Annotated in this window: 17 protein-coding genes; 5 read left to right on the forward strand and 12 right to left on the reverse strand. The window is 41.6% G+C overall.

Annotated features, from left to right (window positions below; genetic code table 11):
* The first annotated feature begins 578 nt into the window (after positions 1-578).
* On the forward strand, positions 579-2975 hold the full coding sequence (locus tag BM739_RS04365) for a fatty acid cis/trans isomerase (RefSeq protein WP_076537931.1): 2397 nt from the start codon (positions 579-581) through the stop codon (positions 2973-2975).
* A gap of 98 nt (positions 2976-3073) precedes the next feature.
* On the opposite strand, the gene BM739_RS04370 is transcribed toward BM739_RS04365, so the two are convergent.
* The 3 genes from BM739_RS04370 to BM739_RS04380 all read right to left on the reverse strand — a co-directional run bounded on the left by BM739_RS04370 (position 3074) and on the right by BM739_RS04380 (position 6266).
* On the reverse strand, positions 3074-4162 hold the full coding sequence (locus BM739_RS04370; RefSeq protein ID WP_076537653.1) for an alkene reductase: 1089 nt from the start codon (positions 4160-4162) through the stop codon (positions 3074-3076).
* A 9-nt stretch (positions 4163-4171) separates the two neighbouring features.
* Positions 4172-5269 (reverse strand): alkene reductase, encoded by a 1098-nt coding sequence (locus BM739_RS04375; RefSeq protein ID WP_076537656.1) that lies wholly within the window; start codon positions 5267-5269, stop codon positions 4172-4174.
* A 115-nt stretch (positions 5270-5384) separates the two neighbouring features.
* Positions 5385-6266, reverse strand: coding sequence for a LysR substrate-binding domain-containing protein (locus BM739_RS04380; RefSeq protein ID WP_076537659.1), 882 nt, complete (start codon positions 6264-6266; stop codon positions 5385-5387).
* Between the two features lie 192 nt (positions 6267-6458).
* Between BM739_RS04380 and BM739_RS04390 the strand changes: the two genes are divergently transcribed.
* Entirely contained in the window at positions 6459-7625 is a 1167-nt protein-coding gene (locus BM739_RS04390; protein ID WP_076537663.1) for an MFS transporter, read from the forward strand.
* A gap of 134 nt (positions 7626-7759) precedes the next feature.
* A complete protein-coding gene (locus BM739_RS04395) occupies positions 7760-8452 on the forward strand; it encodes an SDR family oxidoreductase (protein WP_076537665.1) in 693 nt (230 codons plus the stop codon).
* Between the two features lie 537 nt (positions 8453-8989).
* Here the strand turns inward: BM739_RS04395 and BM739_RS04400 are convergent.
* Positions 8990-9448: a nuclear transport factor 2 family protein gene (locus BM739_RS04400; RefSeq protein ID WP_076537668.1), complete on the reverse strand. Its 459-nt coding sequence runs from the start codon at positions 9446-9448 to the stop codon at positions 8990-8992.
* A gap of 482 nt (positions 9449-9930) precedes the next feature.
* Between BM739_RS04400 and BM739_RS04405 the strand changes: the two genes are divergently transcribed.
* Positions 9931-10323 carry a PliI family lysozyme inhibitor of I-type lysozyme gene (locus BM739_RS04405; protein WP_083698062.1) on the forward strand — a complete coding sequence of 131 codons (393 nt, stop codon included), beginning with the start codon at positions 9931-9933 and terminating at the stop codon, positions 10321-10323.
* A gap of 183 nt (positions 10324-10506) precedes the next feature.
* Here BM739_RS04405 and BM739_RS04410 read toward each other — a convergent pair whose 3' ends face one another.
* The 3 genes from BM739_RS04410 to BM739_RS04420 all read right to left on the reverse strand — a co-directional run bounded on the left by BM739_RS04410 (position 10507) and on the right by BM739_RS04420 (position 12907).
* The gene (locus tag BM739_RS04410; protein WP_076537673.1) at positions 10507-10851 is read right to left on the reverse strand and encodes a hypothetical protein; all 345 of its coding nucleotides are present in this window, start codon (positions 10849-10851) and stop codon (positions 10507-10509) included.
* Positions 10852-11103: 252 nt separating this feature from the next.
* Positions 11104-11526, reverse strand: coding sequence for a CBS domain-containing protein (locus tag BM739_RS04415; protein WP_076537676.1), 423 nt, complete (start codon positions 11524-11526; stop codon positions 11104-11106).
* Positions 11527-11875: 349 nt separating this feature from the next.
* The gene (locus BM739_RS04420; RefSeq protein ID WP_076537679.1) at positions 11876-12907 is read right to left on the reverse strand and encodes a Glu/Leu/Phe/Val dehydrogenase; all 1032 of its coding nucleotides are present in this window, start codon (positions 12905-12907) and stop codon (positions 11876-11878) included.
* Between the two features lie 261 nt (positions 12908-13168).
* Here BM739_RS04420 and BM739_RS04425 point away from each other — a divergent pair, with 261 nt between their 5' ends.
* Positions 13169-13615 carry a DUF4826 family protein gene (locus BM739_RS04425; protein ID WP_076537682.1) on the forward strand — a complete coding sequence of 149 codons (447 nt, stop codon included), beginning with the start codon at positions 13169-13171 and terminating at the stop codon, positions 13613-13615.
* Positions 13616-13731: 116 nt separating this feature from the next.
* Here the strand turns inward: BM739_RS04425 and hisIE are convergent, their stop codons facing one another.
* The 5 genes from hisIE to hisB are packed head-to-tail and all read right to left on the reverse strand — an operon-like array spanning position 13732 to position 17583.
* A complete protein-coding gene (gene hisIE / locus BM739_RS04430) occupies positions 13732-14355 on the reverse strand; it encodes a bifunctional phosphoribosyl-AMP cyclohydrolase/phosphoribosyl-ATP diphosphatase HisIE (protein ID WP_076537685.1) in 624 nt (207 codons plus the stop codon).
* 23 nt (positions 14356-14378) lie between these two features.
* A complete protein-coding gene (gene hisF / locus BM739_RS04435; RefSeq protein ID WP_076537688.1) occupies positions 14379-15152 on the reverse strand; it encodes an imidazole glycerol phosphate synthase subunit HisF in 774 nt (257 codons plus the stop codon).
* Positions 15134-15871, reverse strand: coding sequence for a 1-(5-phosphoribosyl)-5-[(5-phosphoribosylamino)methylideneamino]imidazole-4-carboxamide isomerase (hisA, locus tag BM739_RS04440; RefSeq protein WP_076537691.1), 738 nt, complete (start codon positions 15869-15871; stop codon positions 15134-15136). Before hisA ends, hisF begins: the two co-directional genes overlap by 19 nt.
* Positions 15868-16512: an imidazole glycerol phosphate synthase subunit HisH gene (gene hisH, locus BM739_RS04445; RefSeq protein WP_076537693.1), complete on the reverse strand. Its 645-nt coding sequence runs from the start codon at positions 16510-16512 to the stop codon at positions 15868-15870. The genes hisA and hisH overlap by 4 nt, the downstream gene beginning before the upstream one ends.
* Positions 16513-16515: 3 nt before the next feature.
* Complete coding sequence (gene hisB / locus BM739_RS04450) at positions 16516-17583, reverse strand: bifunctional histidinol-phosphatase/imidazoleglycerol-phosphate dehydratase HisB (RefSeq protein WP_076537696.1); 1068 nt, start codon at positions 17581-17583, stop codon at positions 16516-16518.
* Positions 17584-17714: the final 131 nt, after the last annotated feature.

A 17714-nucleotide genomic window follows, 5' to 3' on the forward strand; every position in this document is an offset into this window, starting at 1 on the left:
TTGCACAATTGCAAGCTAGCGCTAATGCGCAAAACCCTACCAGATACATACCAGTTGTTTATGGGTACGTTCGCGCTGTTTATCCACTCAATTTAACGCGGCTATGTGTTCTTATTGATAGCGCAGTATAACTAGACTACTTTTAACTTAGGTTTTGGCGGTCTGGCTGGCAACTCTGCTGGGTTAATTGATATTGAACTAGCGTGTTAGCGCATATCAGCGCATATTCAATAAACCCACGCCAAGTGATTGAAGAATTAAATAAATCACACGCTATGTTGCAGATGATCAAATAGGGATAACTCATTAGTGTCGCGCGGTGCTGTGCAATGCCAAAGCAAGCGGCAAAGGCGAATCCAAAAGCTAAAATATTTATTCTTTAATTCATTTGTTATCTTTGAACCTTTGAACCTTTGAACCTTTGAACCTTTGAACCTTTTAAATGCAGAATCGCTGAATGAGATGAAAAAGATGAAAAAGATGAAAAAGATGACTCTTGAAGGGTAAGCAAATTTTCTCCACAAGCATCGATAATGATTATACGCAAATACCCTAAACCAAGAGGTTGCCAATTGACTATGTATAAACTTTTTTTGACGTACTACAAGCGCACTATGGTCATTTTGCTTGCTGTTATCTTGTCAGGTTGTGCGATTTTTGTGGGTTTTAATTACGATCATTTATACGGCAAACCGCTACCGCAACGACGTATGCTAGACCCTACATCTGCTGAGGCTTTGCACTATGTCAATGATGTAAAGCCTATAATAGATAACCGCTGTGTTGTTTGTCACGCTTGTTACGATGCGCCTTGTCAACTTAAGATGTCATCCGCTGAAGGTATAGACCGTGGTGCGAATAAAGATAAAGTGTACCAAGGTACGCGGTTACTTTCGGCAAATACTACTCGCATGTTTCTCGATGCCCAAACAACGGCGCAATGGCGTGATAAAGGCTTTACTCCAGTACTGAATGAACGCTCACAATCACCAGTAGCCAATATACAAGCCGGTGTTATTGCGCGAATGCTACTGTTAAAACAAAGCCATCCTTTACCAACTGAAGACATACTTGATGACTCGTGGGACTTCTCCCTTGATCATAACCAACAGTGCCCATCGATTGAAGAAATGGACAGCTATGAAGAGGACTTCCCTAAATGGGGGATGCCTTATGGCTTACCGCAAATATCAAGCAATGAAAATAATATCTTGTTGCAGTGGCTTGTGGATGGAGCACCAATGACAGCTGTCGCTCCTCCTTCAAGCGATGAATTTACAGCGGTGCAGAAATGGGAAACATTCCTTAATAAAAAATCATTAAAACAACAACTATCAAGTCGCTATATATTTGAACATTTGTTTGTTTCACATTTATATTTCGAGAACAAGGAAATTGGCCCGCAAGGGGTACCCACTTTTTTTAAATTGGTTAGATCGAAAACCGCCCCTGGAGAAGTCATCGATGTCATCGCAACACGTCGACCTTACGATGATCCAAAGACTGATTCTTTTTATTATCGCTTAGAACAAGTTCGCGAAACCATTGTCGATAAAACACATATGCCATATGCACTTAGCGATGAAAAGCTTAAGCGTATAAAGTCATTGTTTGTTGAACCTAATTATACAGTTACCGCTTTACCAAGCTATAAACCATCAGTTGCTGCAAATCCGCTTATCGCCTTCACAGAATTACCAGTCGAGGCGCGCTATAAGTTTATGCTCGATAATGCGCAAAATACCATTATGGCGTATATAAAAGGCCCGGTATGTCGAGGACAGCTTGCACTTGATGTTATTAATGACAGATTTTGGGTGTTTTTTGTCGATCCCGACATGGCTAACTCCTTACAATCAAATGAGTTCTATCGCTCACAGGCCGACAACCTGACCCTTCCAGCAGAGCAAGAAAGCAATACTTTACGGCCTGTGAGTAATTGGATTAAATATGCCAGACAACAGGGCCGCTTTCTTCGAGCTAAAAATGCCTTTTTAGAAGAAGAGTTCGAAAATAATGAGCACTTAACGACTCAGCTAATTTGGGACGGCAATGGCACGAATGCTAATGCTAGCCTAACGGTATTTCGCCATTTCGATAATGCATCAGTCGTGAAAGGCTTAATCGGTGAGCAACCTAAAACGGCCTGGGTAATCAGTTATTCGTTATTAGAGCGCATTCATTACCTGCTTGTGGCTGGTTATGATGTCTATGGTAATTTTGGTCATCAATTGATTACTCGCATGTACATGGATCTGCTTCGCATGGAAGGTGAAACTAACTTTTTAACATTGTTACCATCGAAAAACCGTCACGAAGAGCTTGCTGATTGGTATCAAGATGCAAGTCTATATTTAACTGAACATCTTGAAGGTAATATCAATGAACTTAGCAAACCCACAGAAGTTACTTATACGACAAACGACCCTAAACATGAACTATTTCAAATGCTCAAGCAGCGACTAGCAAAGGTCACACCGACACGTTATGCACTTGAGTCAACCCAGCTTTCAGATGAGAGTAAGGTGCACCTTCAAAGAATTAATAATCTACAAGGGGAAAGTGCATCTATATTCCCTGAACTTACTTATATTGTGATTGAAGCTGAAGATACTTCTGTGGAACCTCAGCTTTTCACCTTAATAAGAAACAGTGCCCATAAGAACATTTCTAGCTTATTTGATGAAGAATCCAACAGGCTATATAAACGCGATGATGTGACACTGGTTAACGGCCTACTTGGCAGTTACCCCAATGCTTTTTGGCGCGTAAAAGAAGCTGAGCTGCCAGCATTAGTCGCTCAAGTACTCAAGGTTAAAACCAATGATGATTACAAAAGGTTATTAGATAACTTTGGCGTTCGAAGAACTGACCCTTCTTTTTGGGCATTTAGTGACATATTGATGACGCAATACAAAAAAAATCATCCAATAGATGCAGGCATACTTGATTACAATCGAACCCAAAATAGGTAAATGCATTAACGATGTAAGATAATTATGTTGTTGCATCGTTTTTCCGATCGCTCAATAAAAAACAAGGCACCAAGGGGTTGTCCTTGGTGCCTAGTATATTAGCCCTGATAAGTAGGGTAATCGATGTAACCAGCTTCAGCGCCACCATACAGTGTAAGTCTGGCATCGGCATCAAACTCAGTCAGTGGCCAATCATGAGCAAAACGGGCGACTAAATCTGGATTGGTGACAAAAGGGGTACCAAAGGCAACGAAATCGGCATACTGCTTATCAAGTAATGCTTGTGCAGATTGCTTGGTTAATTTCCCTGCAACCATTATCGGGTTAGTGTAGATGCTCCGTACCTGCTGACGAAATGCTTCAGGCACCTCTACATAACGCGAAATGTTTTCTGAAAAATGCACATAGGCAAGGTTCATTGGCTGCAATTTTTGCAATAATGCTAGGGTTAATGAAACAATCTCAGCGTCATCTCCAGCAAAACCTTCACCGATATGAGGCGATAAACGTACGGCGACTTTTTCAGCGCCAATTGCCTCTGTAAGTGCTTGTAAGCTCTCAAGTAGAAAACGTATGCGGTTGTCTTGGCTACCGCCATATTGATCAGTTCGTTTATTGCTTTCTAAACGCAAAAAAGTATCAAATAAGTACCCATGTGCAGCATGCACTTCCACTCCATCAAAACCAGCTTCAACGGCGTTTTTGCCAGCTTGTACAAAATCCGCAATCGTGCTCTTAATGTCTTGAAGCGTCATCTCCCGTGGCATTTCAGTTTCAATCATCCCAAAGCCACCTTCAGCTAGTGGGCCAAATACTTGATCTGGGATTTTAATTGCTGATGGGGCTAACGGCTTAGTACCTGAAATATCAGAATGACTACGTCGACCCACATGCCAAAGTTGAGCAAATATTTTCCCGCCTTCTTGATGCACGGCTTGGGTGGTTTTTTTCCAGCCTTCAATGTGCTCTGGGGTATAAATGCCCGGAGTCATCGAATAACCTCGTGCAGCCGCTGAGATCGGGGTGCCCTCAGATACAATGAGTCCAGCACTGGCTCGTTGACGGTAATATGTCGCCATCATCTCATTCGGTATATCACCTGGTTGAGAAGTACGTGAACGAGTCATCGGTGCCATCGCAATCCGATTATTAGTTTCTAATGTTTTACCTTTGAATGTGTTTAACATGTGTTTCCCCTAAGCTTGATAAATTGGATAGTCAGTGAGCCCTTTTTCAGCGCCACCAAACAAGGTATTTGGGTCGTGCTCAGCAAGGGGATAGCCATTTTTCATGCGCTCGGGCAAGTCTGGATTAGCCACAAAAGGTCGACCAAAGCCAATCATATCTGCCAATCCATCATTAATAGCCTGTTCTGCTTTGTCTGCGTTATAGCGACCTGCGTAGATCAGCACGCCTTGAAAAGCATTGCGCATTGCACGTTTGAATGAGACGGGGGTATCTGGTGCATCATCCCAATCAACTTCAGCAATATGTAGGTACACAATATGATGTTTATTGAGTAACGCTGCAGCAGCGGTATAGGTCTCAATAGGGTTCGCATCAACAGTACCATTAAGGGTCGTTAAAGGTGCCAAGCGCACACCAACGCGATCTGCGCCAATGGCATCGACCATGGCAGTAACAACCTCATCAAGAAAACGCAGACGGTTTTCAAGACAGCCACCGTACTCATCAAAGCGATCATTCGCCTCTGAATCAATAAATTGGTTAATTAAATAACCATTAGCGGCATGCAGTTCAATGCCATCAAAACCTGCGTCAATGGCATTCAATGCGGCTTGACGGTAATCTTCAATCACTTGCTGAATATCGGCTTTTGTCATCACTCTGGGTTCTACCACATCAACAAAACCGGGCGCATCACTGCCGTTATCGACAAAGACTTTTACATTTTCTGCTTTTAGCGCGGATGAAGAAACGGGTTGTTCGCCACCGATATTATCTGGATGAGTCACTCGGCCTACATGCCATAACTGCGCAAAAATCGCGCCTTGTTTGGCATGCACAGCGTCTGTCACTTTACGCCAACCAGAAATCTGCTCTGGTGTGTAAATACCTGGGGTCCACGCATAGCCTTTTGCAGTAGCTGAAATTTGCGTGCCTTCAGACACAATCAATCCTGCACTGGCACGCTGAGCGTAATAGGTTGCCATCATGTCATTGGCGACATCACCAGGCTGACTGGCTCTTGAACGCGTCATCGGTGGCATGACAATGCGGTTTTTGAGTGTGAGTCCACCCAGCGTGAATGGTTGATATAGTGATAGTGACATAGTTGAGCCCTCTTCATTTGATAGGGGCATACTAGCAAATCAATCACCAATCATTTATAGCAATAAAGGCAAATAATATTTGTAGAAATTGCAATAATTGGCTTGTTTAAGCGGATTACAGGGTTAGCTTTGGCTTTATAAAATCAATAAAAGCAGAAATCCGCTTGGCCACAGAAGAAGTCTTATAATACACCGCGTTGACTTGCTCTCTTCTTGGGTGGCTGATTTTTTCGCTCTCCAGCAGCGAGATTAAACGTCCTTCGGCAATATCTTTATTCACCATAAACCCTGATAGGCATGCAATGCCATTTCCTGCCAACACAATTTGTCGAATGGTTTCGCCATTACTTGATGACATCAAAGCGTCTAGTTGGGTAAAACCTTTTAAAGGCCAGTCATTCAAAATCTTGGGGGCGACAAATCCAATGAGATTATGCTGAGCAAGATCGCTGGTTTTAGTCGGCAGCCCCCGTTTTGATATATATTCTGGCGAAGCCACAATATACAAGGGGCTTCGACCCAGCGACCGAGCATGTAAGGTCGAATCGCTCAACGTACCAATACGGATTGCTAAATCGGTTTTCTTTTCTAGCAAATCCACAATGCCTTCATTGGAGGTTATTTCTAGCTCAATATCGGGATAGGCTCGATTAAATGACTGCACCAATGGCACCAGTTGGTGAAACACAAACGGACTAGCCGCGTCGACACGTAAACGGCCTTTGGGCAATTCCCCACGGGAAATAATATCTTCTTCCGCCTGCTGTAATTGCATTAACCCCACTCGCACTGAGTCAATGAACTGGCGTCCTTCATCGGTTAATTCAATACGTCTGGTGGTTCGGTTTAAAATAGTGACCCCAAGTTGGCTCTCCACTTTACTGACCGCTCTGGATACTCGCGCGACTTGTATATCTAGGCTCTCTGCTGCCGCTGAAAAACCTCCGGTATCGACTACAGCTAGTAAAATGGCTAAATCATCAGATTTTGTTCGCATGCTATTGCCCTCAATTTTATCCACTCGCTCATTAGCTTTATTGCATTTATAACAAATATCATTTGTAAAAACCTCTGTTTTTCACAAAACATCTTTAATGCAAAATGCACCCCATCAATTAACAACGCGACTGCATAGCGACCAATACATCGGCTATTGCTGGTCATTTTCAAACAACAGAGAGTAAATATTATGCCTTTAGCACTTCTCGCATTGACGCTCAGCGCCTTTGCTATTGGAACAACGGAGTTTGTGATCGTGGGGCTACTCCCGACCATGGCCTCCGACTTAAATGTATCACTACCTTCAGCAGGCTTACTGGTTAGCCTTTATGCACTTGGTGTTGCCATTGGTGCCCCGGTTTTAACGGCTTTAACAGGAAAGTGGAATCGTAAACACGTATTGATTACCGTCATGTCACTGTTTGTTGTCGGTAACTTAATAGCATGGCAAGCACCTGGATATAACACCTTGATTGTCGCTCGTATTTTGACGGGTTTAGCCCATGGTGTATTTTTCTCAATTGGTTCAACCATTGCTACAGGTTTAGTGCCCAAAGAAAAAGCCGCAAGCGCCATTGCGATTATGTTCACTGGTTTAACCGTGGCGTTAGTCACAGGCGTGCCCCTTGGGACTTTCATTGGTCAAACCTTTGGCTGGCAATCAACCTTCTTAATCGTTGCGCTATTAGGTTTAATCGCATTAATTGGTAGTGCTTTCTTAGTACCCAATAACTTAAAACAACCTGCCGCAGCTAAGCTTTCATCGCAGCTTAAGGTATTAACTCAACCTCGATTGTTACTGGTTTATGCGATTACTGCACTGGGTTATGGTGGCACATTTACAGCATTCACTTTCCTTGCTCCGATTTTGCAGCAAGAAACTGGCTTTAGTGCTAATGCAATTAGTTTAATTATGTTGGTTTATGGTGTATCAGTTGCGATTGGTAACATTTGGGGCGGAAAAATGGCCGATAAAATGGGCCCAATAAAAGCCCTTACCATTATTTTTACTGGTCTTGCTGCTGTGCTTATCGTGTTCAATTTTACCGCCGTTAACCCTATCGCCGCGGTAGCTACGATTTTAGTTTGGGGAGCATTTGCATTCGGTAATGTTCCTGGTTTACAAGTATATGTAGTGAAACTTGCTGAAAAATATACACCAGATGCAGTGGATGTTGCTTCAGGTTTAAACATCGCAGCTTTTAACGTTGGTATTGCACTTGGTTCATGGGGCGGAGGGATGATTGTCGCTGAAGCTGGCTTAATGCATACACCTTGGGTCGGTGCGGTAGTGGTACTGATAGCGCTTGCTTTGACCCGCTTTAGTGGTCGCCTTGATAAGCGTGCAGAAAGTTAGTGATATAAAAAGAGTATTGATGAAATAAACATGATTCTTACTCTTAGAGCTGGTCAATGCCGCCGCATTGGCCAGCTTTTCGCAACTGATATTGTTTGGTATTAGACAAGATTGAAACTGATAAGAGGCATTCAATGAAAACCGTTTTTATTACTGGAGCAAATCGTGGCTTAGGACTAGAGCTTGCAAAGCAATATGCACAGCGTCAATACAAGGTCATCGCTTGTTGTCGCGATATTGATTCAGCGCATGAGTTAACCCTGTTAGCACAGCAGTATTCAAGCATTTGCCCTTATGCGTTAGATGTTAGTCATGAAACAGATATTCTCGCTTTAACTGAGGTATTTAAAGAGCAACCTATTGATGTGCTTATTCATAACGCAGGGGTGAGTGGTGAAGGATGTGACAACTTAGGCAATATGGATCAGCAAGGATGGGTCGAGGTGTTAAAGGTTAATACCATTGCGCCAATGTTAATCACGCAGGCCTTACTCAATAATATTCTCGCAGGCCAAGATAAAACCATTATCGGGATGACTTCAATACTGGCCAGCATAGATGATAACCGCTCTGGAGGCCGATACAGCTATCGAGCATCAAAAGCAGCACTTAATCAAATTATTAAATCATTGGCCTGTGAGCTATCGGGCTCTGGGGTAAAAACCATGGCCATTCATCCGGGCTGGGTGCAAACCGATATGGGCGGCAAAGACGGCAAGTTGACAGCAGAAGAAAGTATCAAGGGAATGCTTAATGTTATTGATAATTTAAAAGCCAAACACTCAGGTTCATTTTTTGTTTACGATGGCACTCAACTGCCATGGTAAATCGGCTATTTACGTAACTTACACCTTCTGAGGCTAGAAAATGCTATTCACCTTTATGATTTTAATGCTCTTTTTTATTGCTTTGTTCGGCTGCTATATGCAAAAAGTATCTTACGATATTTCTCAAATTGATTGGACGTGGGAAGGCGATGAATACCTATGATTTGGTATTGTCTAGATAAAAGCTTCCAATACCAAGTTGTGATTTTTGGAAGCTTTCCGCATTAAAGCCCGATGAAATGCTAACATCTTAGGGGATTAATTATTTTATTAGCAGTCACTATATAACTGAAAAAACTCTAAGCACATTATAAAATCGATGGAAAATTTTCGGACAAAATCTGATACAGATTAAGTTAGTTAACGGACAAGTAGCGTAAAGGTGTTACGGCCATCAACTTTATAATTGATTTATATTGGCTCAATTACTGAAGGTCATCACTTCAATCTAATCCATTGCCTGCCGCAGGTGGGAGGATAGGATATACATATCTCAATTTAAAGGCCTGCTGGTCTTGGTACGGTTATAACCATGCGCTATTCTGAATACTTCCTAATGACAGACACCTTGCCGTCTTCTATTTCTAATACTTCCATAGTGTCGTAGCTCTGATGCATCATTTCTTTAGTTTGAGGATGAATACCACTGCTTTTAGTTGAGTAAGTAATAACAACGACGTTATAACTTGGCACAACCTGTAAAAGTTCGGCTGAATAATCTACATGGGAGCCCAGGTAATACGACATTCCATTTCGCATGCTGTTTTTTCCATCCGATAAGCGAGAATCGTCTGGAGCATAAGGTAGGTGTTGGTGTCCTATATCATCTTTTAAAAATGACAAATAATGTTCTAGGTCCTGTTTAGTTGCATTTGGTGTTTGGGTAGCTTTCCATGCTGAAAAGTAAGATTTTCCAAACTCTGTTAAATCAATTTCATCTGCATTAATTGACATAGATACCGAAAGGAATAACAAAAATAAAAACAGTCTTTTCAAAATAACCTCCTATGTTAATTTGGGAGTCAGGCCCCAATAATGGGTCAGAATTGCCCGTGTAGTAGCAAATTTAACCCTTATTAGTCCTGCTTAATTGGCTTGATATAAGCTACTGGCAAAACAATATTTTTAGGTTTTAAACCAAACAAAAACCTTAAGTTACTAAAAGGTTTAATAATGAACCAGCAAATTACGCTAGTAACTAAAAATGATAAAGCGAAAAGATAAAAAAGCTTGATATTGCAGTTAAAGGCTGTGACAGCTTACCTAAGTTAATTGTTATCGACTCAGTTCACTATTGCTATTAAATATGAGCTGCTGGTAATTAGCAAACTAATTTTTGAGTTATAAACTTTTAGCAAACTAGTCTCTGCCATTAACAGTCCGCTAGCAAGTTACTATCTAACTTGAAAGGGACAAGGTAGCTCTAAGAAGTCTAAACAACTGCTATAGTTAAGTTTGCTGACCAATATATAGGTGACATGATGAAATCGAAACTACTGATGTTATTAAGCGCGATGTTGTTGTTCATTGCTAGTCATTCCTATGCTGAGGATGGTTATCAGATAAATACATCAACCAGCAGCACGTTTATTAAAGCGTATCCACTTGATAATAATCAAACCCTAGTGATTGCAGAAGGGCGGCTTGAACCACGCTCAATCGGTACGATGAGTGTAAAATTATATGCTGACTTGATAGTGGGGGACTTTATTGATGGGCTGATTATTGCCCGAGATGGCAGCATATTGTCGGTGGCTATTGAGTCTGAACCGCTTCGCAAAATAACCATTACCACAGTAACTGCGGGTAGCGGTAATTATGAAAACACGCAGCTGGTTTGTATCAATAATGACAGCTTGTCATTATGCTAATAGGGCATTCACGGCCTTTTTTCCTATGTTGTATTCAATAAATAAATGAATGAATAAATAACCAAAAAGCCACTTAAAGTGGCTTTTATTGTGTGGTGACATACATTTTAGCAGTCTTGTTAATTTAAGTTTTTAGCAGCCTTGTTAATTTAACAAGTCAAAGGCACACTAACCAATAAGCCTCTAACTCATCCAGTAAAGCCCTAAGCTTGCTAAACAGGCGAGTAATACACTGGCTTCAAAAATAATTTTACTGCTTAACAGCTTGGTTTTACCTTCTTTCAAATTGGCAATCAATTCGTTTTGCTTGTACACCCGACAGGTAAGCTGTTCTGTTTGGGGATCAATAAGCAATTGCAACATGCAAGGGTTGCCATTTTGTAGCTTAATTTGGTGAGTACTGCGCTGACCAAAGTTAATTTTGCTTGAAACCACTTTGTCGTTAACTAATACTCGCTCAACACCACTCCAGTCACTGGCATGCAACTCAATTTTCTCTTGATTCAGCTGATATGTAAAACTTGTCATGACCTACTCCTTGGCTGCTAAAGCTACCTTAAGATAAGCAGACAAATATGACGTTTTCCAGTTTATCAGATGAACTATTTTTGAATCTTAGACTATGTACTTGTTGAAATAAGGAAAATATTTTTTATTTCAAAAGCTGACAATACTTGTATATTCGGCGCAATACAGGGACCACCCTTGAGATCGGTAATGATTTTAACCTCAAGGGGCAAATAAGTGCAGAGTGACAAACCAGCAATCACTAGATGTATTTTAAGCGGCGCTGCAGCCTAAATGACAATAATGGGATAGTAGATCTCGCCAGCTTACGATTCCAATAAGCTGCTGGTGTTTAAGTACCGGTAAACAAGTAATACCTTCAGTTAGTAATATTTGTGAGGCTTGTTCAATTGATATATCTGGCCCAACGGTGATCGGATGGTGTGACATTACCTGATGGACCCGTTTTTGTAGTGTATCAATGTCGCGGGTTAACTCTGCAGCTGTGCCTAAATTAGGACTTATGGCGTTAAATAAATCTTTTCGTGATAAAACACCAGCAACTTGATTATGCTCATCCTTCACCACTAAATGATGAAACGGCATATTATCAAAAATGTTTTTAGCGATAGTTATTCTGTCATCCATTTCAACAGTGACAACTCGAGGACTCATTACATGTTCAATTGTTTTCATCGCTTCCTCCCATTCCTTTATTAAGTTATATCAGACAATTGCAGCGACAACAAATATCAAACAAAGATGCAGTTTATGGGGGTTAATTCAGCCACTTTGAGGTGTAAAGTGCAACGCTTCAAGGCTTATTTCTGAGTTAGAGGTGAGTAAAAGGTGAGTTAAAGCTGAGTTTAAACAGGAATTGTCAGATAAGTTTTAAATTGAGATTAAAGATGGCTATAAAGGTGATTTATTGACCCGTCAGAGGGCGGAAACAAAAAGAGCACCTTAAATAGGTGCTCTTTAGCAATCAATGCTCGTTTAAGTATTTTTACTTATTCGGCTGTTATTAAATCAACTGCGCTAACAGTTACTTTGCGCCATTGATAATGGCACGTGCCATATCATCAGCAACATCGCCTGTGGTGCGGTTTTCTGCATCAGCTTGGCTAAATATTTTTAGTAGCGTGTTGTAGATTTCTTCGACTTTTTGAGTTGATTTAGCTGCATCATAATCACTTTCAAACGAAACATTAATGATACCGCCAGCATTAATGACATAGTCAGGGGCGTATAAAATACCCATGTCTTTTAATGTTTCACCATGGCGTACTTCCGCTAATTGGTTATTGGCACAACCCGCAACAATGGTTGCTTTTAATAACGGGATAGTCGTGTCATTGATAGTGGCACCTAAAGCACATGGCGCATACACATCAACATCTTGAGTATAAATGTCTTGTGGAGCAACCACTGTCGCGCCAAATTCAGTCGCCACTTTATCAAGTGATGCTTGATGAATATCAGTTACGATTAATTCAGCGCCTTCTTCATGTAGGTGTTTACATAAGTAATATCCCACATGACCCACACCTTGAACTGAAATTTTAAGGCCTTTTAAGCTATCTAGACCACGTTGGTGTTTTACCGCTGCTTTAATGCCAAGGTAAGTACCTAAAGCAGTATAAGGTGAAGGATCACCACTTTTACCTTCAAGGCCTGCCATGTACGGGGTTTCTTCATGAGCAATCATGATATCAGCAGTGGTTACGCCAACATCTTCCGCTGAAAAATATTTACCGCCAAGTGTATGAATACAGCGGCCAAAAGCGCGGAATAATGCTTCACGATCTGTAGTTTTAGGATCGGCAAGGATCACTGACTTACCGCCACCCATGGTTAATCCAGCAAGTGCATTTTTATAAGTCATACCACGTGAAAGACGTAATACGTCAGTCAGTGCTTCATCATCTGAATCGTAGTTCCACATACGACACCCGCCAACAGCTGGCCCAAGGTTAGTATTGTGAATGGCAATAATTGCTTTTAAGCCACTTTCTTTGTCGTTACAAAACACGACCTGTTCGTGTTCATCAAACGAGACATGATTAAATAGAGCCACTTGTGATCTCCGCTGTGCGATTTATTAGTCGTCAACCAGTGCTGATTAACGACGGCTTATGATATTTATTGCAGAACGATAGCATTTAGCGATACTCTCAACAAAGTTAGATTCATATAATTTTGTGATCTACGTGGCAATTTTGCTTGCCACTTTACGTAAACGTAAACTTTTTAATCGTTTCGTAACATTTCTAGCTAGAAATGAGTGCAATTGTTGAATTAATGATGACAACAAATAACAATAAAATAGGAAGGTAGTATGAGTGAATCCGTGGCTGAGCAGACAACGGCGCAACAAGATCCTGAGCAATTAAGACAGGAATGGGTAAAAACACAATTTCAAAAAGCGAACCGATTTCTCGCTGAAAAAGGTGTAATACCATCAAAAGTTATTGCTGATGAAAGCCGTTATTTAGTGCCTTATTTAGCGATTTGGAAAATGGAGTCTAAGCAGCCAACTAAGCAAACATTTTGGGTGATGTCTGGTGATTTACCGTCTGATTATGTTGATGTTAAAGTTGCTGCAACTGCCCGCGATGCGATTCGTCATTTTTCAATGATGTGGCAACTTAAAGCAGAAAACCTACATAAGTCTGGGGCGACCCGAGATGAAACTCAATTGAAGTTTGCTAACTTATTAGTGTCTCGTGCTGAAAGTCTTTATAAGATGCATGGCGATGAAAAACTGTGGGCTGATCAAGCTTAACCGTTTTAGTACTTAATTATTAATTATTAAGTTCAGACGCTTAAAATAAAAGGCACTCGTTTTTATATAAAACGAGTGCCTTTTTGTTACTAAATTACGTGTGTTTAAAAAGCGCTTTATTTACTGTCTAAATGACGTTGCATTAAATTTTTATTCACATCACTCATTGATAACGCTTGATCTTCAAGTAACACAATTAAGTGATACATCAGATCTGAAGCTTCATTAATCAATTCTTCTTTATCATGAGTGGCTGCCGCTAGCGCTGTTTCTAAACCTTCTTCACCGACTTTTTGGGCAATTCGTTTGGTGCCACGCTCAAATAACGATGCGGTATAACTTGATTCGGCGCTTTGGCCTTTGCGAGAAATAATCACATTGGTTAAGTTATCGATAAAGCTATGGGCATTACCATCTTTCCAGCAGCTCTCTGTGCCGGTATGGCAAGTTGGGCCATGAGGGATGACTTGCACAAGCAAGCTATCATTATCGCAATCTTGATCAATGGCGACTAAATCTAGGGTATTGCCTGAGGTTTCACCTTTTGTCCACAAGCGCTGTTTTGAGCGACTGAAAAAGGTGACTTTGCCTGTTTCAAGGGTTTTAGCCAGTGCTGCTGGGTCCATATAACCTAGCATCAAGACTTTACCTGTCAGATGGTTTTGCACTACAGCAGGAATTAAGTTTTGTTGTTTTTCCCAATCTAACTTACTGCCATCAAAGGTAATTTGTGTTGTCATAGTGTTCTCTGTTGTTTTGTAAGTTATAGCCTGATCGCGATCTTGTGCTGGGCTAGGTATTGTTTTAATTCATTGATATCAATAATGCCTTTATGAAACACACTCGCAGCAAGGGCGGCATCGACATTTGCTTGCTCAAATACTTCTTTGAAATGTGCCATAGTACCAGCACCGCCTGATGCAATAAGTGGCACATCACATATCGCTCTCACGATACTCAATTGTGTAATATCATAACCACCGCGCACACCATCTTGATTCATCACATTTAATACAATTTCACCACAGCCACGCTTTTGGACTTCTTCAACCCAGTCTTGGGTATACCATTGGGTGTCTTTAGTGGCGGCTTCATCACCGGTAAATTGCTTTACTTTATAGCTGTTTGAGTCGGCGTCATAAAATGAATCAATACCAATCACAATACATTGACGGCCAAACTCATCTTGAAGCCTTGATATCAAGCTAGGATCTGTAAGCGCTGGAGAATTGATTGAAATTTTATCTGCGCCATAAGCTAGCATTTGCCGAGCTTGCTCAATGGTTTTAATGCCGCCTGCGACACAAAAAGGGATATCAATTTGCGCAGCAACCCGGCTTACCCAGGATTTATCAATCACCCGCTCATGGGCACTGGCGGTAATGTCGTAAAAGACTAATTCATCGGCGCCTTCTAGGGCGTAACGCGCAGCAAGGGGCTCAATATCACCAATAATTTCATGATTACGAAATTGCACCCCTTTGACCACTTGGCCATCGCGCACATCAAGGCAAGGTACTAGGCGTTTGGCCAACATGATATTGCCTCCTCAACGGTAAAGTTTTGAATAAGTAGTGCTTTACCTATGATAATACCATCGGCGTTACTGTCTCTTACGGCGACAACATCATCAAGTGAGGCAATGCCACCTGATGCTTGCCAGTTAATATCTGGGTAGGTGGTTGCTAGCTCTTGATAAAGCTCATTATTCGCGCCTTGAAGGGTGCCGTCACGGCTAATATCAGTGACTAAAGCATGCTTTAAACCCACGGTTTTATATTCACTGACTAATGATTCAAGGGATTTACCGCCACCGGTTTGCCAGCCTGATACTGCAACAATTTTCTCGCCTTGCTGGTTGATATTGACATCAAGGGCTAAACAAATGGCTTCACTACCGTATTTTACCAACCAGCTTTTAACTAATGCTGGCTCTTTTACGGCTAATGAGCCAATAACGACTCGTTTAACTCCAAGCTCAAGCAGCTCTTTAACTTGCTGTTCGCAGCGAATACCGCCGCCAACTTGTATGTCGGTGCTCAGGCCGGCCACTAATTCACCAATGAGTGCTATTTGGCGTTTTTCAGGGTCTTTCGCGCCAGTTAAATCAACAATGTGTAATAGTTTTGCACCTTGGTCTTGATAAGATTGCAATTGTGCTAATGGGCTTAAATTAAAAGTGGTTTGCTGGGCATAGTCACCTTGGTACAAACGCACTACTTGGCCATCAATTAAATCGATTGCTGGAATGATCATGCTGGTTTCCCCATATTTAGGAAATTTTGTAATATTTGGGCGCCGACTTTGGCGCTTTTTTCTGGGTGAAACTGCACCCCAAAGAAATTGTCTTTGCCAATGGCGGCGCTAAACTTTTCACCATATTCAGAGGTAGCGATGGTGTACTGGCTAATAGGCGCTTTAAAGCTATGGACAAAGTACAGGTAACTGCCATCTTTTATCCCTTCAAATAGCGGGTGATCTGACACGCTTATTTGGTTCCAGCCCATATGAGGTAGTGGCAGCCCTTTACTATCAAGGTGATCAATGTGTGTTGGGATTAAGCCAAGGCAAGTAATATCATTGTCACTGCGGCCTGTTTCTGAGCGGCCACCGTGTTCGATAGACTTGTTAGCCATCATTTGCATCCCAAGGCAAACGCCCATCACCGGTTGCTTGAGCTGTTTAATAACCTCAGTTAAATCACGACTATTCAGTGCATCCATTGCCGCGCCAGCAGTGCCAACCCCGGGTAAGACTACCCGAGTTGCGGCTTTGATAACGTCATGATCACGTGTCACGATTACGTCGGCATTTAAGCGTTCAAAGGCAAAACGCACAGAGCTTAAATTGGCGCAGCCAGTGTCTAAAATCACAGTAGTGTCAGTATTCATACTCATTCCTTACAGAACGCCTTTACTTGAGGGCAAAATATCCCCTTCAACTTTCACGGCTTGACGAAGGGTACGGCCCAATACTTTAAACAAAGCTTCCACCTTGTGGTGATCATTGTCGCCCGTGGTACTAATGTGTAATGTGCAGCGCAGCCCATCAGCAAAAGAGCGGAAGAAATGCGGCACCATTTCTGTGGCCATTTCACCGACCATTTCACGTTCAAAATCAGCATTGAATTTAATGAAAGGCCGGCCTGATATATCCATTAAACACTCACCACTGGCTTCATCCATTGGCAGGCTAAAACCAAAACGGGCAATACCACGCTTATCACCCAATGCTTGGCGCAGTGCATCGCCAATGGCAAGGGCTGTGTCTTCTACGCTGTGGTGATCATCAATTTCTAAATCGCCATCAACAGTGACGTCCATTTTGAAATTTCCGTGGGTTTGTATTTGATCTAGCATGTGGTCAAAAAAGCCAATGCCGGTGTTGATAACGCCTTTGCTAGTGTCATCTAGGTTTACATTTACTCTAATATCGGTTTCTTTGGTGGTTCTAATGACTTCTGAAGTGCGGCCTTTGTTAAGTAAGGCATCAGTAATAGCTAACCAATCTAAACCATCACGTTGATATTGAAAGCTGGCAATACCCATGGCATTAGCCAGTTCAATATCTGTGTGGCGATCGCCAATGACGGCAGAGGTGGTAAAATCCACTTTGCCTTGAGTTAAGTAATCTTTCACTAAGCCAAGTTTAGGCTTACGACAACTACAGTTGTCTGCATCAAAATGAGGGCAGATAACCACATCATCAAATATCACCCCTTGGCTTGAAAATATCTCCATCATCATATTATGTGGTGCATCAAAATCTGCCTGAGGGAACGAGTCTGTGCCTAAACCATCTTGATTCGACACCATGACTAAGCGATAGCCTGCTTTTTGTAGCTTAAGCAGAGAAGGGATAACCTGTGGCTCAAACACCAATTTGTCTAAATGATCGAGCTGTTTATCTACTGCCGGCTCTTCAACTAAAGTACCGTCTCGGTCGATAAAGAGTATTTTCTGTTTCATCTTACTTCCTTCAATTTTCATTATTCTGTGTCGTAGGATGTTAACGTCTTAATTTAATGCGTTATCTGTAGCAATTTCATCCAGCGATTATATTTTTAATAAGGTATGAGTGTGATGCCTTTTACTTAATA

Source organism: Shewanella sp. UCD-KL21 (genome assembly GCF_001957135.1).
Taxonomy (GTDB): domain Bacteria; phylum Pseudomonadota; class Gammaproteobacteria; order Enterobacterales; family Shewanellaceae; genus Shewanella.